The 21,334-nt window shown below is 64.7% G+C and carries 17 protein-coding genes; 7 read left to right on the top strand and 10 right to left on the bottom strand.

Going from position 1 to position 21,334, the window contains the following annotated elements; translation table 11 throughout:
* Positions 1-10 precede the first annotated feature (10 nt).
* Complete coding sequence (gene aspS / locus HMPREF2990_RS08115; protein WP_070763978.1) at positions 11-1,831, bottom strand: aspartate--tRNA ligase; 1,821 nt, start codon at positions 1,829-1,831, stop codon at positions 11-13.
* Between the two features lie 139 nt (positions 1,832-1,970).
* On the opposite strand from aspS, the gene HMPREF2990_RS08110 reads away from it, so the two are divergent.
* Genes HMPREF2990_RS08110 through HMPREF2990_RS08090 form a run of 5 tightly spaced genes read left to right on the top strand, consistent with a single transcriptional unit; the run spans position 1,971 to position 6,926 of the window.
* The gene (locus tag HMPREF2990_RS08110; protein ID WP_070763890.1) at positions 1,971-2,876 is read left to right on the top strand and encodes a KPN_02809 family neutral zinc metallopeptidase; all 906 of its coding nucleotides are present in this window, start codon (positions 1,971-1,973) and stop codon (positions 2,874-2,876) included.
* A 14-nt stretch (positions 2,877-2,890) separates the two neighbouring features.
* Entirely contained in the window at positions 2,891-3,640 is a 750-nt protein-coding gene (locus HMPREF2990_RS08105) for a CBS domain-containing protein (RefSeq protein ID WP_070763888.1), read from the top strand.
* Between the two features lie 35 nt (positions 3,641-3,675).
* Positions 3,676-4,794 (top strand): CE1758 family FMN-dependent luciferase-like monooxygenase, encoded by a 1,119-nt coding sequence (locus tag HMPREF2990_RS08100; protein WP_070763886.1) that lies wholly within the window; start codon positions 3,676-3,678, stop codon positions 4,792-4,794.
* 20 nt (positions 4,795-4,814) lie between these two features.
* The gene (locus tag HMPREF2990_RS08095) at positions 4,815-5,486 is read left to right on the top strand and encodes an FMN reductase (protein ID WP_070763884.1); all 672 of its coding nucleotides are present in this window, start codon (positions 4,815-4,817) and stop codon (positions 5,484-5,486) included.
* Between the two features lie 42 nt (positions 5,487-5,528).
* Positions 5,529-6,926, top strand: a complete 1,398-nt coding sequence (locus HMPREF2990_RS08090) for an L-serine ammonia-lyase (RefSeq protein ID WP_070763882.1) — start codon at positions 5,529-5,531, stop codon at positions 6,924-6,926.
* Positions 6,927-6,930: 4 nt separating this feature from the next.
* Here the strand turns inward: HMPREF2990_RS08090 and hisS are convergent, their stop codons facing one another.
* The 3 genes from hisS to tpx form a co-directional block, all read right to left on the bottom strand.
* Positions 6,931-8,214: a histidine--tRNA ligase gene (hisS, locus tag HMPREF2990_RS08085; protein ID WP_070763880.1), complete on the bottom strand. Its 1,284-nt coding sequence runs from the start codon at positions 8,212-8,214 to the stop codon at positions 6,931-6,933.
* A gap of 11 nt (positions 8,215-8,225) precedes the next feature.
* Positions 8,226-8,882 carry an MBL fold metallo-hydrolase gene (locus HMPREF2990_RS08080; RefSeq protein ID WP_070763878.1) on the bottom strand — a complete coding sequence of 219 codons (657 nt, stop codon included), beginning with the start codon at positions 8,880-8,882 and terminating at the stop codon, positions 8,226-8,228.
* Positions 8,883-8,961: 79 nt separating this feature from the next.
* Entirely contained in the window at positions 8,962-9,459 is a 498-nt protein-coding gene (gene tpx, locus HMPREF2990_RS08075; protein ID WP_070763876.1) for a thiol peroxidase, read from the bottom strand.
* A 132-nt stretch (positions 9,460-9,591) separates the two neighbouring features.
* On the opposite strand from tpx, the gene HMPREF2990_RS08070 reads away from it, so the two are divergent.
* Both HMPREF2990_RS08070 and HMPREF2990_RS08065 read left to right on the top strand, forming a co-directional pair.
* On the top strand, positions 9,592-10,590 hold the full coding sequence (locus HMPREF2990_RS08070) for a peptidylprolyl isomerase (RefSeq protein WP_070763874.1): 999 nt from the start codon (positions 9,592-9,594) through the stop codon (positions 10,588-10,590).
* 236 nt (positions 10,591-10,826) lie between these two features.
* Positions 10,827-11,171 carry a hypothetical protein gene (locus HMPREF2990_RS08065; RefSeq protein ID WP_070763872.1) on the top strand — a complete coding sequence of 115 codons (345 nt, stop codon included), beginning with the start codon at positions 10,827-10,829 and terminating at the stop codon, positions 11,169-11,171.
* 161 nt (positions 11,172-11,332) lie between these two features.
* Here the strand turns inward: HMPREF2990_RS08065 and HMPREF2990_RS08060 are convergent, their stop codons facing one another.
* The 6 genes from HMPREF2990_RS08060 to secD all read right to left on the bottom strand — a co-directional run bounded on the left by HMPREF2990_RS08060 (position 11,333) and on the right by secD (position 21,227).
* Positions 11,333-13,414 (bottom strand): bifunctional metallophosphatase/5'-nucleotidase, encoded by a 2,082-nt coding sequence (locus HMPREF2990_RS08060; protein ID WP_070763870.1) that lies wholly within the window; start codon positions 13,412-13,414, stop codon positions 11,333-11,335.
* Positions 13,415-13,580: 166 nt separating this feature from the next.
* Positions 13,581-15,860, bottom strand: a complete 2,280-nt coding sequence (locus HMPREF2990_RS08055; protein WP_070763868.1) for a RelA/SpoT family protein — start codon at positions 15,858-15,860, stop codon at positions 13,581-13,583.
* Positions 15,861-15,905: 45 nt separating this feature from the next.
* The gene (locus tag HMPREF2990_RS08050) at positions 15,906-16,472 is read right to left on the bottom strand and encodes an adenine phosphoribosyltransferase (protein WP_038590882.1); all 567 of its coding nucleotides are present in this window, start codon (positions 16,470-16,472) and stop codon (positions 15,906-15,908) included.
* Between the two features lie 60 nt (positions 16,473-16,532).
* Positions 16,533-18,164, bottom strand: coding sequence for an ABC transporter substrate-binding protein (locus HMPREF2990_RS08045; RefSeq protein WP_070763866.1), 1,632 nt, complete (start codon positions 18,162-18,164; stop codon positions 16,533-16,535).
* A 40-nt stretch (positions 18,165-18,204) separates the two neighbouring features.
* Positions 18,205-19,374, bottom strand: a complete 1,170-nt coding sequence (gene secF / locus HMPREF2990_RS08040; RefSeq protein WP_070763864.1) for a protein translocase subunit SecF — start codon at positions 19,372-19,374, stop codon at positions 18,205-18,207.
* Between the two features lie 2 nt (positions 19,375-19,376).
* Positions 19,377-21,227, bottom strand: a complete 1,851-nt coding sequence (gene secD, locus HMPREF2990_RS08035; RefSeq protein WP_083317078.1) for a protein translocase subunit SecD — start codon at positions 21,225-21,227, stop codon at positions 19,377-19,379.
* Positions 21,228-21,334 lie beyond the last annotated feature (107 nt).

Raw genomic sequence — 21,334 nt, 5'->3', positions numbered from 1 at the left:
GCGCAAGGCGTTACTTGTCTGTGCCTTCAGCATCCTTCGCGGCGCTCTTCGCCGCGTCAGCCTTCGGCTTAAAGTCCACGCCGGTCTCCTTGCGCTGCTCCTTGGTGATCGGGGCCGGCGCATCCGTGAGCGGGTCGACGCCGCCGCCGGACTTCGGGAAGGCGATGACGTCACGGATGGACTCGAAGCCGCCAAGCAGGGAAACGATGCGGTCCCAGCCGAAGGCGATGCCGCCGTGCGGCGGGGCACCGAAAGCGAAGGCGTCCAGCAGGAAGCCGAACTTCTCGCGTGCCTCTTCCTCCGTAATACCCATCACGTCAAAGACGCGCTCCTGCACGTCGCGCTGGTGGATACGGATCGAGCCGCCGCCGATCTCGTTGCCGTTGCACACGATGTCGTAGGCGTACGCCAATGCCTCGCCCGGCTCCTTATCAAAGGTGTCCAGGTACTCCGGCTTCGGCGAGGTAAAGGCGTGGTGCACAGCGGTCCACTTCGAGTGGCCCAGCGCGACGTCACCGGATGCGGTCGCGTCCGCGGCAGGCTCGAACAGCGGCGCGTCAACCACCCAGGTAAACGCCCAGTCGCCGTCCTTGATCAGGTCCAGCTTCTTGGCGATCTCGCCGCGGGCAGCGCCCAGCAGCGCGCGGGAAGCCTTCGTCTCACCAGCGGCGAAGAAGATGCAGTCGCCCGGCTTCGCGCCGACGTGGTCGGCAATGCCCGCCTTCTCCTCATCGGTGATGTTCTTAGCCACCGGGCCCGCCAGGGTGCCGTCCTCCTGGACGAGGATGTACGCCAGGCCCTTCGCACCGCGCTGCTTTGCCCACTCCTGCCATGCATCAAGCTGGCGACGCGGCTGAGATGCGCCACCGTCCATCACCACGGCACCGACGTACTCCGCGTTGAAGACGCGGAAAGTAGTGTCCTCGAAGAACTCGGTGCAGTCGGTCAGCTGGATGTCAAAGCGCAGGTCCGGCTTGTCCGAACCGTACTTCTCCATCGCATCCTTGTAGGTCATGCGCGGGATCGGCGTAGAGATCTCGTAGCCGATGAGCTTCCACAGCTCCACCAGGATCTGCTCGGCGAGCTCGATCACATCGTCCTGATCCACGAAGCTGGCCTCGACGTCCAACTGCGTGAACTCCGGCTGGCGGTCAGCGCGGAAGTCCTCGTCGCGGTAGCAGCGCGCGATCTGGTAGTAGCGCTCCATACCGGCAACCATGAGCAGCTGCTTGAACAGCTGCGGGGACTGCGGCAGCGCGTACCAGCTGCCCGGGCGCAGACGCGCCGGCACGAGGAAGTCGCGCGCACCCTCCGGGGTGGAGCGGGTCAGCGTCGGCGTCTCGATCTCGGTAAAGCCGTGCTCATCCAGCACGCGGCGCGCTGCCTGGTTGGCCTTGGCACGCAGACGCAGTGCCTCCGCCTGGCGCTCGCGGCGCAGGTCCAGGTAGCGGTACTTCAGGCGGGTCTCCTCGCCGACCTCCGTCGACGACGCATCCTCGATCTGGAACGGCAGTGCGGCGGAGGTGTTGAGCACGTTGAGCTCGGAGACGTTGACCTCGATCTCGCCCGACGCCAAGTTCGGGTTCTCGGAGCCGGCCGGGCGGGGCTCGACCACGCCGGTGACCTGGATGACGTACTCGCTGCGCAGGTCGTGCGCAGCCTCGGCTACCTCGGACTCGCGGAATACCACCTGCGCCAGGCCGGAGCGGTCGCGCAGGTCGATGAAGATGACGCCGCCGTGGTCACGGCGACGCCCCACCCAACCGGTCAGGGTTACGGTCTGTCCATCGAGGTCTTTGCGGAGATCACCCGCAAGGTGAGTGCGCAGCACGGTCTCTTCCACGTCCTTCCACGTGAGGGCAATACTTTAACCCCAAGCACTTTACCCTTTGCCGGACTGTCGCGCCGAAGCGCCCCTCCGACGCACACCGATGCGGCGCTCGCCTTGGATTTTTGGCAAGATTTGCACCATGACGTTTAAGAACGATTTTGGCCAGGGCCAGGGCAGGCGTGCTCAGACCAGCTCCGGATCAGGTCGGCGCGGCGGTGGCGTGGGTATCCCGATCGCGGTCGGCGGCGGCGGGCTGAGCACCATTTTGCTGCTTGCGCTCGTCTTCTTCCTCAACGGCGGTCTCGACGGCCTGGTTGGCGGGGGCTCGCAGTCCTCCCCGCAGGGCCAGAGCGACTATGACTTGAGCCATTGCGATACTCCGGGTGCCGCGAACGAATACGACGACTGCCGCGCCGAAGCCGTGGCGCGCTCCGTCGACCAGGTCTGGTCCGAGGTCCTGCCCAGCCAGGCCAACCTCGAATACGAACCAGCTGGTATCACGCTCTTCCGCAGTGATGTGAACACCGGCTGTGGCTACGCCACGGCGGATACTGGCCCGTTCTACTGCCCGCGCGACACCACCGCCTACCTCGACGTGTCCTTCTTCGAGCAGCTCGGCCAGCTGGGCGGCTCCGACGGCGCGCTGTCCCAGGAATACGTCACAGCGCACGAGATGGGCCACCACATCCAGCAGCTCGAGGGAACCCTGGGCTTGAGCGACTACAAGAACCCGGGCGAGGACTCGGCCGCCGTAGCAATTGAGCTGCAGGCCGACTGCTACGCCGGTATTTGGGCCAAGCATGCCTCCGAAGGTCCGGATGCGGCGCTGGAGCCGATCACAGAAGAGCAGCTCAACCAGGCGATCCAGACGGCGCAGGCGATTGGCGACGATAACATTCAGCGCAAGTCCGGCGGCGACGTCGACCCGGATGCGTGGACGCACGGTTCCTCCGAGCAGCGCAGCGAGGCGTTCATGTCCGGCTACACCACCGGCCAGATGGCCGCGTGCGATACGCTCAACCGCGGCGTCTACACCGAGGGCTAACTACGCTATTAGGCATGGATAGCGCCACGCAGGACACCAACTCCCCTACCCCCGCGCCGAATCGGGCGGTGCCCTTTATGGCGGCGTTTAACGCCATCGAAGGGTTTCTCCGCGATGAGTTGAACGCGAAGAAGTCCGATTCCTTTAAGTGGATGACCAACTTGGCGGCAAAGAAGAAGGTCATCACCAGGGACCAGGCGGACACGCTGATCGAGTTTGCTGAGTTGCGCAACGCGATCTCCCATGGCGAGTACCGGGATCTGCGCCCGATCGCGGAGCCGCTGCCCGAAACGGTTGCGGAAATTGAGCAGCTGCGCGAGGCGTTGCTGCGCCCTGCGCTTGCTCTCGACGTCATCCAACCGGAGAAGGTGCTCACCTTCTCCCCCGACGACGACGTGCTCGAGCCGCTGCGCGCACTGCGCGAGACCGGCCACAAGCAGTTCCCTATCTACGACAATGGCGTGTGCGTCGGTTTGCTCACCACCAACGCGCTGGCCCGCTGGGTGGCGCGCGAGGTCGAGGAAGACACCCGGCTGCGCAGTGCCACGGTCAACGAGGTGCTCGAATTGTCCGGACGCCACGACCAGCCGGTCTTTTTGTCCCGCGACGTGACGGCCGCGGCTGCGGTGGATGCACTGACTACCCCGCTGGAGTCCGGCGCGCTGCCGCGGATGGCCATCATCACAGAGAACGGCAACCCGCGCCAGCGGCCTTTCGCGGTGCTTGTCGCAACTGAGATTCCGGCCCTGCTCGCAGCTAGCTAAGTGGCCACGACGTTGCAAGAAAGGCAGAAGTAGACATGCAGTTTGGCATCTTCACTATTGGCGATGTCACCACCGACCCCACGACCGGTGAAACACCGACGGAAAAGCAGCGCATTGATGCGATGACGCAGCTCGCGCTGAAGGCGGAAGAGGTTGGCCTGGACGTCTTCGCCACCGGCCAGCACCACAATCCGCCGTTTGTGCCTTCCGCGCCGACGACACACTTGGCCTACATTGGCGCGCAGACCACAAACATCGTGCTGTCCACCGCGACCACGCTGATTACCACGACTGACCCGGTGCGCATTGCGGAGGACTACTCCTTCTTGCAAAACCTGGTGGACGGGCGCATGGATTTGATGCTGGGGCGCGGCAATACCGGCCCGGTCTACCCGTGGTTTGGCAAGAACATCCGCGACGGCATCGACCTGGCGGTAGAAAACTACCACCTGCTGCGCCGCCTGTGGCGCGAGCGCAACGTCACCTGGCAGGGCCGTTTCCGCACACCCTTGCAGGGGTTTACCACCACGCCGTTCCCACTTGAGGGCGTGGCCCCGTTTGTCTGGCACGGCTCGATCCGGTCCCCGCAGATCGCGGAGCAGGCGGCGTATTACGGCGACGGCTTCTTCCACAACAACATCTTCTGGAACAAGGAGCACACCGCAAAGATGGTGGGCCTGTACCGCAACCGCTTCGCGGCCTACGGACACGGCGACGCCGACCAGGCCATCGTGGGGCTAGGCGGCCAGACCTACATCGCAGATACCGAAGCTCAGGCCGTGCGCGAGTTCCGCCCCTACTTCGACAACGCTCCCGTCTACGGACACGGGCCGAGTTTGGAGGAGTACACGGCGCACACGCCGCTCACGGTGGGGACTGCCGAAATGGTCATCGAGCGCACGATGCAGTTCGCCGACTGGGTCGGTGATTACCAGCGCCAGCTCTTCCTCATCGACCACGCAGGCCTCCCCCTCGAGGTAGCGCTGCGCCAGGTCGAGCTGCTCGGCCGCGAGGTCGTGCCTGAGCTGCGCCGTCGCATGGAGCAGCGCCGCCCTGCGCACGTCCCAAGCGATCCGCCGTCGTTCGCCTCCCTTGCCCAGGCGAAGCGGGAAGGGAAGGATTTGCCGCACTTCCGCGTTGCGCCTGCTGAGTAGTCAATAGTAAAAGGAGCACTATGAAGCAGTTGATGGTCGTGAGCGCTGGGCTTTCCACTCCCTCGACCACGCGGCATGTGGCCGATCAGATCGCAGCCGCGGTGCGCGCCCAGGTCACCGCGCGCGGCGAGGACCTTAAGGTCCGCACGGTGGAGGTCCGCGAGTACGCCCAGGATCTCACCCAGCTCATGCTCACCGGGATGGATTCGCCCGCGCTCGAAGCGCTCAAGCGCGACATCTCCAGCGCAGATGGCCTCGTGGCCGTGACCCCGGTGTTTCAGGGCAGCTACAGCGGGCTGTTCAAGATGCTTTTCGACGCCCTGCATACCGATTCTCTCAACGCCATGCCCACCATCATCGCGGCTACGGCCGGTTCGCAGCGCCACAGCCTTGTCACCGAGTACGCGCTACGCCCGCTGTTTACCTACCTCCGCGCAAACGTCGTGCCGACCTCACTGTTCGCCGCGACTGAGGACTTTGGCAGCGACGAGGGCGCGGCCTTTACACGGCGCGTGGACCGCGCCGCACGCGAACTGGCCGAGCTACTGGTGGCAACCACAGGCGCTGTCTCGGGACTTGCGGGCTCGCTCGATGAGTCAGCGCAGCCCCGGCCGCGCCGCTCCGGCACGGACCTCGACGAGTTTGTGCCGCTTGGCCAGCTACTGGGCCAGCAGACGGGAGCGCAGGGCTAGGCCCGCTGCATCACCGGCGCGTAGGTCTGTATTATCGCGCGCATGCCCCACAGCACAGTCAGTGTCGTAGACCTTTTCAGTATTGGCATTGGCCCGTCGTCCTCGCACACGGTCGGCCCGATGCGCGCTTCCCTTGCGTTTATTGAGGCACTCGGCCAATTGCCCGCCTCGGTACGCATCGAACTTCGCGGATCGCTTGCCGCCACCGGCGTGGGCCACGGGACGGACCGCGCAGCCCTTTTGGGCCTAGTCGGCTACACGCCAACGACCACTTCAGCGGATATTTCGCCGAAGCCCGGCGAGCCGATCCCCACCACGGGCACGATTAGCGGCCCGGCGGGCTCGGTGGACTACGAGGTGCAGTTCAACCCCACCCCGGTGTCCAAGCACCCCAATTGCCTGATTTTCGACGCCTGGGACGCCGACGGCAACCGCATCGCCTCCCGCTCGGAGTACTACTCGGTGGGCGGCGGTTTCATCCTGGACCGCGCCGGCATGGAGGCGCACGAGAACGAGGCGGGCGTGGCCACGGTGCGCGAAAGTGAACCATTGCCCTACGAGTTCGACGACGCGAAGACGCTCGTGGCGCTGTGCGAGGAAACCGGGCTTTCCATCGCCCAGCTGATGCGCGCCAACGAGGAGCACCTGCACGGCCGCGAGCGTCTCGACGCCCACCTCGACGCGGTGTGGGACGTCATGCAGGAGTGCGTCGCCCACGGGCTGAAGACCGAAGGCGTGCTCCCCGGCGGCCTCGGCGTGAAGCGCCGCGCGAACCGCCTGCACCGGCTGCTTACCGCGGAGTACGAGGAGTCCACGGCCCGCGGGCTCGACGCCATGGAGTGGGTGAATCTTTACGCGCTCGCGGTGAACGAGGAAAACGCCGCCCACGGCCAGGTGGTCACCGCCCCAACCAACGGCGCGGCCGGGATCATCCCCGCGGTCATGCACTACTGCCGCGACTTCACCGAAGGTGCTTTTGGCGTGGAACAGGCGCGCGACTTCCTGCTCACCGCCGGTGCCATCGGCATCATCATCAAGACTAACGCATCGATCTCCGGCGCCGAGGTGGGTTGCCAGGGCGAGGTGGGCTCAGCTTCCTCCATGGCTGCGGCAGGCATGTGCGCCGTCCTCGGTGGCACACCCGCGCAGGTGGAAAACGCGGCGGAGATCGCCCTCGAGCACAACCTCGGGTTGACCTGCGATCCCGTCGGCGGGCTCGTCCAGGTGCCGTGCATCGAGCGCAACGCCATCGGCGGTGTGAAGGCGATCAACGCGGCCCGCCTGGCCAAGCTTGGCGACGGTACGAACATCGTCACCCTCGACGACGTCGTTGAAACCATGGCGGCAACGGGCCGCGACATGATGACCAAGTATAAGGAGACCTCGATGGGTGGACTGGCAGTCCAGCTCGGACTGCCAGTCAACATCACCGAGTGCTAGTCAGCTAGCGCAGCTGCTCCAGCACCGCCGCGGCCGACAGCTCCACCGTCTCCTGGGTGTGCGCGGCGAGGTCCTTCACAGCGACTTCGCCGCTTTCAAGCTCGCGGTCGCCCAGCACGAGGGCGTACTTCGCACCGGCACGGTCGGCACCCTTCATCGCGCCCTTAAGTCCGCGGCCGCCGTAGGCCATGTCGGCGCTGAGCCCGGCGGCGCGGAGCTCGTCGATAAGCAGCGCCATGCGCGCCTGCGCCGCCTCGCCGATCGCGACGCCAAAGACGTCGACGCGGCGCTCAACGCCCTCGAGAGTCACCCCTTCCGCCTCGAGGGCGAGCAGGGCGCGGTCGACGCCGAGGCCGAAACCGATGCCGGAGAGGTCCTGGCCGCCGATCTGCGCCATCAGCCCGTCGTAGCGGCCGCCGCCACCGATGCCGGACTGCGCGCCGAGGCCGTCGTGGACGAACTCGAAGCAGGTCTTGGTGTAGTAGTCCAGGCCACGCACCATGCGCGGGTTGAGCACGTACTCCACGCCCATCGCGTCGAGGGTGGCACGCACCGTGTCGAAGTGGGCGCGGCACTCGTCGCAGAGGTGGTCAACCATCAGGGGCGCGTCCGCGGTCATCTCGCGGACCTCGGCGCGCTTGTCATCGAGGACGCGCAGCGGGTTGATCTCAGCGCGGGCACGAGTCTCCTCGTCCAGCGGCAGGGCGAAGAGGAACTCCTGCAGCTTCTCGCGGTAGGCAAGGCGGCACTGCGCATCGCCCAGGCTGTTGAGCTCCAGGCGGTAGCCACGCAGCCCGATGGATCGAAAGCAGCGGTCCGCGAGCGCGATGACCTCTGCGTCCAGCAGCGGGTCGTCAACACCGATGGCCTCCACGCCCACCTGCTGCAGCTGGCGGTAGCGGCCCGCCTGCGGGCGCTCGTAACGGAAGAAGGGACCGTAGTAGTTCAGCTTAACCGGCAGGTAGCCGCGGTCCAGGTTGTGCTGGATCACCGCGCGCATCACGCCCGCGGTGCCTTCGGGGCGCAGGGTGACCGAGCGATCACCGCGGTCGGTGAAGGTGTACATCTCCTTGCTCACCACGTCGGTGGATTCGCCGACGCCGCGGGCGAACAGGGTGGTGTCCTCGAACACCGGCAGCTCGATGTGTTGGTAGCCCGCGAGGTGGGCCTGGCGGGCAAACTCATCGCGGACGCGCAGGAAGGTCGCGGACTGCGGCGGGACGTAATCCGGCAGGCCCTTCGGGGCCGACAGCGGCTGGAACTTTGCGGACTTCTTCGATTCACTCACGACTGCTCAGTCTAGCGGTCTGGGTTGGCCTGCAGGAGAAATGGGTTGCTCGCCCGCTCCTGCCCCATCGTGGTCGTCGGACCGTGCCCGGGCAGGACCGCCAACTCATCGTCCAAGTCCCAGACCGGGCCACGCAATGTTTCCCGCATCGCGTCCGGGTCCGAGTTGGCAAAGTCGGTGCGGCCAATCGAGCCACGGAAGAGCACGTCGCCGGAAAAGACCGGGCCGGCCTGCCCTTCGTACTCGGTGAGCAGCAGCACGCTGCCCGGCGAGTGGCCCGGGGCGTGGCGGACGGTAAAGGTGGTGTCGGCGAAGGAGAGCGTGTTGCCGTCGTCAAGCGGGCGGACCTCTTTGGGCAGCTCCATCGACGCGGCGTCGAAAAGCGTGCGGGAGTTCTCCGGCAGGCCCTTGCCTCCCTCGAGCATGAACTCGTCGTCTGGGTGGATGTAGACGGGCACGTCGAACTGGGCCGCATCGCGGGTGTGGTCGAGGTGGCCGTGGGTGAGCAGCACCGCAGCAGGGGTGGCACCTGCCTGCTCGACGATGCGCATCGCGTGCTCGTACGCGCCCATGCCCGGGTCGATGATGACCGCCTCGCGCGAGCGCTCGCCGCACACGACGAAGCAGTTGGTCTGGTAAGGGCCTGCAGCAAAACCGGAAAGCTTCATAGCCACATCGTAGGCGGACAAAGGAAAAGGGGCACCCACGGCGCGGCGGCCTTAGGTGCCCCGGGAAAGGGTGCGGTGCTTACTTCAGCGCGTCTTCTGCAGCCTGGTAGTCAGGCTCGTTGGTGATCTCGGAGACGAGCTCGGCGTGGATGACCTTGTGGTCCGCATCCGTGACGACCACGGCGCGGGCAGTCAGGCCCTGCAGCGGGGAGCCTTCCAGCTCAACGCCGAAGTCCTTGGCAAAGGAAGAACGGAACGCGGAGAGCGCCTCAACGCTTTCGATGCCCTCTGCCGCGCAGAAACGCTGCTGCGCGAACGGCAGGTCCTTGGAGATGCAGAGCACCTCAGTGTTGTCGAGGGATGCAGCGAGCTCGTTGAACTTACGCACGGAGGTCGCGCACACGCCCGTGTCCAGGGACGGGAAGATGTTCAAAACGAGGCGCTTGCCCGCGTAGTCTGCGAGCGACTTCTCGCTCAAATCGCCTGCGACAAGCGTGCTGTTGGGCAGCGCTTCGCCGACGGCGGGCAGCTCGCCGGAAGTAGTAGTGTCATTGCCTTGAAAAGTCACGGTAGCCATGGCCGCGATTCTATGGACGCGCGCTGTACTGCGCAAGGGTCGGTACTTCCACACTGCTAGTGTTAACAACCGGAATTTCATGGTGCGCTCCGGGCGCGCTGAATACTCACAACAAGGACGAGGAAGCACATCATGGCTGAGAACTCGGGTGCTGCAGACAGCAGCGCATCCAACACACCCACCACTGACAACGCGAAGCGCGGCGAGGACGCGCTGCGCCACCTCAAGCGCGAGCTGGATTCGCGCGACCGAAAGGAAAAGTCCAAGCCGCTGACGGTCGCTGCGCTGTCCGCGGTGGTGATCATGGTTGTTGGCGGTGCGATCTACTTCGCCGCGACGCAGAATGACGACGAAGAGGTCACCGCTGCCGAGGAGGAGACCTCGGAAACCACTGAGGCCGAGGAGACCTTCGACGCGTCGCAGTACGAGGCAGTGGGCACCGCGCGCGCCACTGCCCTGCCGGCCACGGTGAGCTGCTCGTACAACGACAGCCCGCAGGCAGATCAAAGCGAGGCCGCCTCGAAGCCGAAGGAAGAGGACATCTCCACTGAGGGCAAGGTGAACATCGAGCTGGATACCAGCGCGGGCCCGATCGGGATGGAGCTTGATCGCAGCGTCGCCCCCTGCACGGTCAACGCCATCGAGCACCTGACTGAGGAGAAGTACTTCGACGACTCCGTGTGCCACCGCCTCACCACCGGCGACGGGCTGAAGGTCCTCCAGTGCGGTGACCCCACCGGCTCTGGCTCTGGCGGCCCGGGCTTCCAGTTTGCGAACGAGTTCCCCACCGACGAAGCGCTCGAGCAGGTTGACGACGCTGACCTGCAAATCCCAGAGGGCGTCTCCGAGGAAGAGAAGGAACAGTACCGCGCAATGGCGCTACAGAACGGTCCCAAGCGTTACGACCGCGGCACCATTGCGATGGCTCACGCGGGCGTTGGCACCAATGGTTCCCAGTTCTTCTTGAACTACGGCGACTCCGTCCTGCCCCCGCTGTACACCTACTTTGGCCAGATTGATGACGCTGGTCTCGAGACTCTGGACAAGATCGCCGAGCAGGGCGTTGAAGGCGGCGCTGCCGACGGCGCACCAGCGGAGGAAGTCAAGATCAAAACCGCTACCGTGAAGTAGCCCTGTCGATACATTCAAGTATCGCATACCGGGCGATACGGCAACTTTGCACACTCGCCCAGATACCTTTCGGGAAGCTCCCACTTCCCGCAAAGGCCCACCTGACCAGTTCATTCAAAGTTCATCTCCAATATCGGGAATCCTCCGAAAACGCCGACAAAACTGTTGCGTATCTCTTGGCGTCTGGCTAAGGTAGTCAACGTCAAATCGAACCTCTCCGAAAGATAGGGAATCAGATGCAGTTCCGTAAGGGTCTCGTCGCCGCTGCAACCGCAGCCGCTGTCATGTCCACCGGTGCCGTCGCCGTCCAGGCGCAGGAAACCACCACCACCGCGCCGACCACCACCACGTCGAAGCCGGCTGACAACGGCACCACCAAGCCGACCACCACCGCGACCAAGAAGCCGGAGTCCCAGGCGAAGCCGACCGTCACCAACGACAAGAACAACAACAAGAAGGACGGCTCCTCCGTCAAGGACATGTCCCCGGCTGAGATTCGCGATTGGATCGCCGTCTTCACCGCCATCATCGGCGCGATCGGCACCCTGTTCGCTTTCCTGGACAAGTACATGCGTCCGTAAGCTCTAAGCAGCGAACACTCGCTTGAAAGCCCGGCCCCGGCCGGGCTTTTTGCATGCCTGCGCGAGGCTAGGCATGTGGCTAAACAACTGGCAAACAAAGAAGACCGGCCCCAAGCCACAAGGCTTCGGGCCGGTCTTGCGCTACCGCGCTTTTAGTCGCGTTAGCGCAGCTTCGCGATCGGGCCAAGCACCTGGTCGATCGGGCCTGCGAAGACAATGCTCAGCAGGCCAATCAGCGCGAGCACACCGGCGATCGCACCGAAGATCGTGCCCGTGTCAGCGGAGCTGCCCTTCTCCGGGGTCTCGCCCGGCTTCTCGCCCGGCTCCTGCGCATCTGCCTCCGCGACCGTCACCGGCAGGGAAACCTCGGTGCCAGCGTCAGTGGTGATCGTCAGGGTCTGCTCACCGCTCAGCTCAGCCGGAATGTCCAGGATAACCTCGGCGCGGCCCTGCTCGCCCAGGCCGGTGTCCGCCTCGGTCGTTGCCGCGTCGATGTCTGCGGTGGCGGTCGTCTCACCGAGCTTCACGGTTGCTTCCTTGGCCATCGGCTCACCCTCCGAGGAGTAGTTCAGGGAGCTGAGCTTGATGGTGGCCTTCGTGCCGGCCCTCAGACCCTCGGCAGGCAGCACGACGCCGACGTCCTTCTGGCCCTTGCGCACACCGACCTCGTCGGTCTTGAGGTAGTCCACGAAAGCGGCGAGGTCGTTGTAACCGACGTTGAGCTCGTTCCGGACCTCGGCCGGGTCGATGAAGCCGTCGCCGCCACCGAGGAGGAAGGAGGAGGCCGCAACGCGGTAGTCCTTCTCGTCTTCCAGCGGTGCGCCGTCGATGGTGATCGAGGTGATGCGCTCACCGCGGGCGGCCTCCGGGTTGTAGGTGTAGGACACATTGTCGGACAGGCCCATGTCCAGGCGCGGGCGGCCCGACTTTGCTGCGTCCTCCTCAGACTGCCACTGGTTCTCCAGTGCCTGCTTGATCGCCTTGCCGGACAGGGTGGCCACGGAAATGTCATTGCCGAACGGCTGTACCTCGAAGGCCTGCTGGTAGGTCACCTCGCCCGCTGGCAGGTCGGCGCGGACGCCGCCGGCGTTCATGATGCCCAGGTCGATCTTCTCATCCAGCGACGCGTTCAGCGCCACCAGCGCGGACTGTGCAAGCATGTTGTTCGCGGTGGACTCGGTACCGCGGTTGGAACCAGTCTTCGCACCCGGGTTGGAGCCGCGCAGGTAGGTGTCCTTAACCGTCGCGACGACCTGTTGGCCCAGCTCGCCGGCCTTCTCGCGGGCCTCGTCCACTAGCTTCTCTACCTCGGCGTCCGGCGCGATCTCGAGCTCGATCAAGGACTCAGCGTTGTATTGCTCAAGCTTGAGGTCCTCGATCTCACCGGTGGTCTTGTTGTAGGTAAAGCCCAGGTCGGATACGACCTTGCCGTACTCCCAGGACTGCGCGTTCGGCACCTTCGCTTCGGTATCAACCGCGTTGACGTGGCTGTCGCCGCCGAACATGAAGTCCACGTACTCCGGATCGAGCTTGGGAGCGCCCGTATCGACCGGGTCGTGGATCAGGGCGATGACCACGTCAGCCTTGCCCTCATCCTTGAGCTTCTTGGCCTCCTTGTTCACTTCCTCAGAAGAGTCGGTGATGTTCAGGCCCTTGACGTGGTCCGGGCTGGACTTGCTCTTGGTCAGGTTCGAGGTGGTGCCCACCAGTGCGACCTTCACGCCCTCGACCTCGACGATGCGGTACGGGTCAATCTCGCGGGAGCCGTCTTCCTTGTAAATGTTCGCGCCGAGCTGGACGCCCTTGGTGCCCGGGACAATACGGTCGACCAGGTCGTCGTAACCCTTATCAAACTCGTGGTTACCCACAGCAGAAGCGTCCGTACCGATGGCGTTAAGGAACTCCATCGTGTACTCATCGTCCGAGATCGCGGAAACGAACGCGGAGCCACCCTGGTTGTCGCCGGAGGTAGTCACCAGCTGGTTCTCGTTCTCGGCACGCAGGTAGTTGATGATGCCGGCAATGTTCGCCGCACCCATCTCATCGCCCGCCTTCGGGATGAGCTTGCCGGTCTCGCGGTCCTTGCTCAGGCCAGCCTCAAGGCGGCCGTGGAAGTCCGTGAAGTTGGCAACGTTGATCTGCACCTTCTCATCTTCTGCGGCGAGTGCAGGCACAGCGGTGACAACGAGTGCGGTAGACGTGGTGGCAGCCACCAGGGCACCGAGGCGACGGTAAGAAAACACGAAAAGCTCCTCTGCTTCAAACGGTGTGGGGGTCTTTACGTGTTTTCTAGCCCGAAATCAGTCACCTCGCAGCGCAACCTCGGCGATGTTTACGAACTTTCCTCGGCATTCAAGCTCACCGTTGCCAAGAATTCATGTGCAGTTCACTCACAATCCGGAGCCCGCTTTACGACGTCACGCGGTAAATGTCGAAAACACCCTCGACATTGCGCAGCTGGTTCATCAGCGCACCGAGCTGCTTCGTATCGGAAACCTCGATGGTGAAGCGCACGTTGGCAATCCGGTCATCGGAGGCCTGCGAGGACAGTGCCAAGATGGGAAGATTCTGCTCCGTGAGCACGCCGGTCAGCTCCGCGAGCAGGCCGTGGCGATCGAGCGCCTCGGCTTGCAGGGTCGCCAGGGAGGCACCGCCGGCGTTGGTGCTGTCGGCCCACGCAACGTCGATAAGCCGCTCGGGCTCCTCGCCCAGCTTGGCCGCATTGGTGCAGTCAGTGCGGTGCACTGAGACTCCCCCGCCGCGGGTGACAAAGCCGAAGATCTCGTCCCCGGGCACCGGCTGGCAGCACTTTGCCAGCTTGGCCATCACGTCGGGGCTGCCCTGGACCAGCACGCCGCTCGTGGACGAACGGGACTCGCGGCGTACCAACTCGGACATTGGCGCGCGGTCCGTGAGCGCATCGACGGCGTCCTCCTCGTTCCCGAAAAGATCCACCAGCATCTTGCTCACGTGCTGCGCGGACACATGCCCCGCGCCAATCGCCGTGTACAGCGCATCAACGTCCGGGTAGTGCAGGCGCTGCGCGACTTGGCGCATCGACTGCGAGGTAAACAGGCGGTGCATCGGCAAACCACCGCGCTGCACCTCCGCCGCAAGCGCGTCGCGGCCGGCCTCTAAGTGCTCCTCGCGGCGCTCCTTGGCAAACCACTGCCGGATCTTCGCCTTCGCCCGCGGGGAGACCACAAAGTCCTGCCAATCGCGCGAGGGCCCGGCGTTTTGGTCCTTCGAGGTGAAGATCTCCACCCGGTCGCCGGACTTCAGCTCCGACTCCAGCGCCACCAGCTTGCCGTTGACCTTGGCACCGATGCAGCGGTGGCCTACCTCAGTGTGCACGGAGTAGGCAAAATCCACCGGAGTCGAGCCCGCCGGCAGGTTGATTACGTCGCCTTTGGGGGTAAAGGCGAAGATCTGCTGGCTGGTCAGGTCGTAGCGCAGCGAGTCCAAGAACTCGTCCGGGTCGGCGGCCTCCTTCTGCCAGTCGAGCAGCTGGCGCATCCACGCCATCTCGTCGACCTCGTTCTGGTTGCCCTTGTGCGAGCCCTTCGTCTCCTTGTAGCGCCAGTGCGCCGCGACGCCGAACTCGGCGTTGTAGTGCATATCGTGGGTGCGCACCTGCACCTCGAGCGGGCGGCCCGTGTCCGTCATCACCGTAGTGTGCAGCGACTGGTACACGCCGAAGCGCGGGTTGGAGATGTAGTCCTTGAAGCGCCCCGGCATCGCCGAGTACAGCGAGTGGACCACGCCGACAGCCGCGTAGCAGTCGTGGACGTTATCCACCAGCACGCGGATGCCCACCAGGTCGAAGATCTCGTTGAACTCGTGGCCGCGCACCACCATCTTCTGGTAAATCGACCAGTAGTGCTTCGGCCGCCCCATCACCTCGGCCTCAATGCCGTTGGATTTCAGCTCCGCCTGGATTTCCTCGGTCAGCTCTTTCAGCGCCCGGTCGCGCGAGGGCGCGCGGTCGGCGACAAGGCGCACGATCTCCTCGTACTTCTTCGGGTACAAGATAGCGAAGGCGAGGTCTTCCAGCTCCCACTTCACCGACGCCATGCCCAACCGGTGCGCCAGCGGGGCAATGACCTCGAGCGTCTCGCGCGCCTTCTTCGCCTGCTTCTCCGGCGGTAAAAAGCGCATCGTGCGCATGTTGTGCAGGCGGTCCCCGACCTTGATCACCAGGACGCGGGGATCCTTCGCCATCGCCACGATCATCTTGCGGATGGTCTCGGCCTCCGCGGCCTGGCCCATCTCCACCTTGTCCAGTTTGGTGACCCCGTCAACAAGCCGGGCGACTTCAGGCCCGAAGTCGTTGGTGAGTTCCTCAAGCGAGTAGTCGGTGTCCTCGACGGTGTCGTGCAACAGGGCAGCCACCACGGTCGTGGTGTCCATGCCGATCTCGGCGCAGATCGTGGCCACGGCCAGCGGGTGCGTAATGTACGGGTCCCCAGACTTGCGCATTACGCCCTCGTGCAGGCGCTCCGCCGTCTCGTAGGCACGGTTGAGCAGTTCGACCTTCGCCTTCGGGTGGTACTGCCGGTGGATAGACAGCAGCGGGTCCAGCACCGGGTTAATCTTCGGTTTACCGCCGCCCGTGAGTGAACGTGCAAGGCGTGCCGACACGCTGCGCACGGTCTGCCCCGATCGCTTGGGTGTTTTCTCGTGCGTCAACGCAATCCTCCATCAAAGAGCGGATGGGAACATATTGCAACGATACTAGCCGTTGACCCGGTGCCCGTCATCAAGCACGACAAGTGGCGCACCAGCTAACTTCTCCCGGCCGCCCAGGCCCTCTACCTCAAGCACCACCACGTAACCCACGACCTCGCCCCCGGCGTGCTCGATGAGATTCGTGGCGGCAACCAGGGTGCCGCCGGTGGCCAAGACGTCGTCGACAAGCACGACCTTTTTGCCCGCCAGATCCACACCGTCAGCGGGGATCTGCAGAGCGGCGGTGCTGTACTCGGTCTCGTACTCCTGCGTAATGACCGGCGGCGGCAGCTTGCCCTTCTTGCGGATCGCAAGAATTCCCAGGCCCATGTCGAAGGCCACTGCGGAGCCCAGTAAGAATCCGCGCGCGTCCAGCCCGCCGATCAGGTCCGCGCCGAGGTCTTGGCTGGCCTCGGCCATCTCGCGGATGACCGCGTGGAGCGCCGCCGGGTCGGCGAGCACGGGCGTGAGGTCCTCGAAGAGCACGCCTTCAGATGGGAAATCGGGCACGCGGCGCACTTTATGCGCCAAAGCCTCCTGCGCGGAAGAGTACTGGGTGGGGTGTGTAGCCATGTCAGCGAAACCTTTGCTTGAGAATCTTCGTCAGTGCATTAGCAGGGCGAGCACTTCGCGTCACCCTTGATCAGGTGCGGGCGGAATATCGTCCTTAGCCAACATACGCCAGCGGTCCATGTTCCAACTGATACCGTTCATGCCCGCGTACGGCACCACGTTGGCCACGCCCCGGTGCACAGCAAACGTGCGCGGCTGGGTGGCCAGCGGTAGCGAAGGCAGCTGCTCCCACAGCGCCTTCTCCTGCGCACGCAGGGCACCTACGTTAGCCGCCCTATTGTCAGCTGCCGGGTATTCCTTCATCGGGTCAACCGGTCGCAGCAACACGTCAATGTTGCCCTCGGAATAGCCAGGGTTCCCCTGGTCATCGAGGGTAGCGTGCGGCAGGTCCGCGAGCGTCTTGCCGGACTCGGTCACGTCGATAATCGTGATCCCGGCCGGTTCGCAGGTGCGCCGCATGGACTCCACCATCGCCGCATGCCGCGCGTTGGGATAGGGGTACGCCATGCGGATCTGCGCGCCGGAGATGCGAGATGCCGCCGCGATGTCCACGTCCAGGTTCGGAGTGGCAACGTCGATCACGCGCCCATAGAGCGGGTCGTCCTGCTGCAGCACGTGTACCGGGGCAACCGGCACCTCTACCCCGGCGAGCTCGCCGGAGGCCTGCGCTACCGCGCGTGGATCGAGACACCGCGACAGTGCCTTGCGCTGTGCCGGCTCGGCCCACGGGCCGACGTCGGGGAACGTGAGCACCTCGGTAAGCTCGCCGTGCACAGTGGTCAGATCGATCCGGTTGTTCTCCGCGTTCACGTCGAACCACTCGGGGTCCGGCTCGTCTAAGTCCGCGACCTTGAGCGCGTCGTGCTCGTAGAGCTGCGCACTGTCGGCAGAGCCAGGCCACACCACAAGGCGTTCGACCTGCGGTTGGTCGCCGTAGTAGTGCTCGTTGGCGACCAGATTCACCTCACCCTGCTCGCCGAAACTCTCAATCACGTAGGGGCCGAAAGAGACCTGCAGCTCAGGGTCGAACTCCGCGAAATCGAAGCCGGTGCGCCACACCTTGGCAACCGGCGCGATCCGTGCCGGATCCAAAGAGTGCAGGGCGTCGACGAGTTCTTCCTCGCTCATACCTGTCTTCTTGGCCACCGCGTGAGCAGGCAGCACTGTACCTGCGTCGAAAAGGCCACGCCAGCGATCCCCGCGACCTTCTTTAAAGACCACGGTGAATGTCTTGGCTCCGGGGGTGCATTGGAGGGACTCGGTGTCGTCGAAAAGCGGCAGGTGCGCGCCGAAGAGCTCCGGGAACTGGCCGGCCGTGAAGGTGAGCAGGTAGTCGGCGCAGGTTACCGGGGTGCCGTCGGAGAAGACGGCCGCGTCGGAAAGCGTGTAGCTTACGCGCCGCTGCGCACCGGGCAACGCTTGTGCCTTGACCAGGTCCGTATTGGGGATCATCTCCCCGCCCGGACCGGGGACGAACACGCCCGGGTACAGGCGGCCCGAAAGCCGCTGTGCCTGCGTGGACGCGCCTTGCAGCGACGCTGCGTTGGTGGTCAGCAGCGGTCCGGATACCTGGTACCCGAAGTGCTGGTCGTCCAGCTGCCCGTTGTCGTCGCCAAGCGTGCTGCATCCGGCCAGCGCGAGGGCGCTCGCCGTCAGTACCGCCGCAAGCGCGCGCGGAGTTCGTTCAGCCATCACTGATCCTTCGCCTCTCAACGAAACCAAAACCGCTCGCCTAGCGTCCCGGCCTCCACGTCGCGGAGCCGGAGGACTCGCCACGCGGCTGCTCCGGCGCGGCGCTCGGCGCAGGCGCGCGCCCGGCCGGAGTGCTCACGGAAGCAACGGTGCGCTTGCCGGCGGCCTCGTCCTCGACGTCTTCTTCGGAGTCCTCCCCGTTCCGGAAAGCCTCAACGGCAGCGTTGTGTTTGCGGATGGAAGGCTTGCGCTCCACGAAGGTCACCAGCAGCGAAGTGGCAAGGAAGAGCGAGGAGATCACGCCCTCGATCACACCAATGAGCTGGATAACCGCAAGGTCGCGCAGCGTGCCGACGCCGAGCATCCACACGGCGACGATCATCAGCGCGATGATCGGCAGCGCCGAGATCACCGAGGTAGAAATCGAGCGCATCACCGTCTGGTTTACCGCCAGGTTGGCCTGCTCCGCGTAGGTAGACCTGCGCGAATCCAGAATGCCGGAGGTATTTTCCTTGACCTTGTCAAACACGATGACCGTGTCGTAGAGGGAGAAGGTCAGCACGGTGAGCAGACCGATGATCATCGCCGGGGTGATCTCCAGCCCGAACAGGGCGTAAAAGCCCATGATCAAGATCGCGTCCACCACGAGTGCCAGCAGCGCCGCGGCGGCCATCTGCCGCTGCAGGCGCAGCGCCACGTAGACCGCTGCGGCCAGAATGAACACGAGCATTGCGAGCAGCATGCGCTGGGTAATCGTGTCGCCCCAGGACTCGGACACCGTCGAGTCACCGATCGCGTTCGCGGAGACCTCGCCGTTGGCATCCTTCGGGTGGTACTCCTCGAAGATCGCCTGGCGTGCCTGGTCAATCTGCTCCTGCGTGAGGTGCTCGGAATTGATCTCCAGCGTGCGCGCGTCGCCCGCGCCCACAATCTGGGTCAGCTCCGGAGTGACCCCAGTGGCGTCAATAAAGGTTGCTTCGACTTCTTCGGCGACAAGCTCGTCGGCAGGCATGGACATCTTTGTGCCGCCCTCGAAGTCAATGCCCAGGTTGAAGCCGCGGCCGAGCATCGCAACCACAGCAATCGCGATGAGCCCGACGGTGATCGAGTACCACAGCTTGCGGCGCCCGACGAAGTCGATCACGCCGTAGCCGGTGTGCAGCCGCTCCGAGCGGTGCTCGGCGGCGTCGGTGAGAGTAGCGTTAGTCATGTTTACTTCTCCTCAGCTTCGTGGCCGCTTACGGCGCCTACGGGCTCGCGCTTTTCGACGCCCACCGCCTCACGTTCTTCCGCTTCCCCAGCCCGCACCGCGGCACCGGTGGCAAAAGCCTTCGACATCCCGTTGACGCCTGGCTTGGACCAGAACTTGCTCCGCGAGGCCAGCACCATCAGCGGCGCGGTGACCAGGAAGGTCACCAACAGGTCGAAGATGGTGGTCAGGCCCATGGTAAAGGCGAAGCCCTTCACGTCACCCACGGCGAGGAAGTAAATAATCACCGCGCCGATGAGCGTAACCATGTTGCCGGTCACGACGGTTTCCTTCGCGCGATCCCAACCAGAAGCCGTGGCAGAACGGAAGGTCTTGCCCTTGCGCACCTCATCCTTGATGCGCTCGTAAATCACCACGAAGGAGTCTGCGGTCGTACCAATACCGATGATCAGACCCGCCACGCCAGACAGGTCGAGCGAGTAGCCGATCCAGCGGCCCAGCAGCACGAGCGCGCCGTACACCAGCACACCAGCCACCGCCAGGGTGGCCAGAGAGATCAGGCCGTAGAGGCGGTAGTAGGTAAAGACGAACAGGGCGACCAGGGCAAGACCCACCAAGCCTGCGTAGAGGCCAGCCTGAAGGGATGCAAGGCCGAGTGACGGCGGCACCGTCATCGCGGTGCCACCCGGTTCGCCGTTCTCACCTGCGAACGACAGCGGCAGCGCGCCGTAACGCAGGTTGTTCGCCAGACCCTCGGCCTCTTCCTGGGTAAAATCGCCGGTAATCGCGGTAGCAGAGCCGACCGGGGTTGCGCCCTGGATCACGGGCGCGGAGATGACCTGGGAGTCCAGGGTGATGGCTATCTGCTTGCCGATCATCTCGCTGGTCAGCGCAGCCCAGGTGGAGGAACCGTTCACGTCGCCGCTCTGGCTGAACGCGAAGCTGATCTCCATCTGGGAAGACTGCGGGTTGTAGCCGCCGGAGATCGGGCGCGTGGTGTCGATCTGCTCGCCGGTGAGGCGCGGGCCGTCTTCGTCGGTCACGCCCTGCAGCAGCGGCACTTGATCAAGCAGTAGAGGCTGGCCCGAGTTGGAGTCACAGGCCACCAGCGGGCGGTCCTCCGCGTCCGTGCCGGCCAACGGGTCAACGTCCTGGCTGGCGCAGACGCCCGAGAGCAGAATCATGGAGGCGAACTGTTGGGTCGGATCCTCCGACTGGCGGGATTCGCGCAGTACTTCCGTCGCCTCTTGACGACGCTCGGCGGCCCCCACCGGGCCCTCCGGCTCCGGCAGGGGCTCCGCGTCAACCTTCGGCCCCTGGGGCGCGTTCTCGCCCTCGGGCTGGTTAGCTTGGACGGCCTGGTCCAGCACGCCCTGCGCCTGCTCCTTGGTCATTACGCCGTACTTGACCCACTCGTTTGCGGTCTCCAGCAACGTAGGGGTAATCGCTGCGGCGTCCGGCTGCGGCGGCTCCATCACGGGGCGGAACAGCAGCTGCGAGGTCTGCCCAATGTTGCGGACCTCCGAGGTGTCATCGCCGGCGGCGGTGATCACAATCGTGTTGCCGTCCACCACGACGGTCGCGCCGGAAACGCCCATGCCGTTGACGCGGTTCTCCAGGATGCGCCTGGCGTCGTCAAGCTGCTCGCGGGTCGGCTCCTCCCCCTGCGGCACCAGCGTGACTCGGGTACCGCCCTGGAGGTCGATGCCGAGCTTCGGCGTCGCCGACTTATCGCCGGTGAAAAAGACTAATGCGTACACGCCTATGACGATGAGGAGGAACAACGCCAAGGCCTTGCCTGGCCATGTCCGCTTGGACCTCAGATCGCCGGAACGCCGAGTGTGTGACGACACTTACGCTGACTCCTTAATTGATCCGATGAATGGTTCTGCGCCTTGCGCACAACGCATCTATGCTACGGCATGGTGCGCGTATTCACGTGGTCGGCCACGTGGTCCCT

The sequence above is a fragment of the Corynebacterium sp. HMSC071B10 genome (assembly GCF_001814825.1).
Classification (GTDB): Bacteria; Actinomycetota; Actinomycetes; order Mycobacteriales; family Mycobacteriaceae; genus Corynebacterium.
The sequence above is the reverse complement of the archived record's forward strand: the minus strand, read 5'-3'. Positions and strand labels throughout refer to the sequence as shown.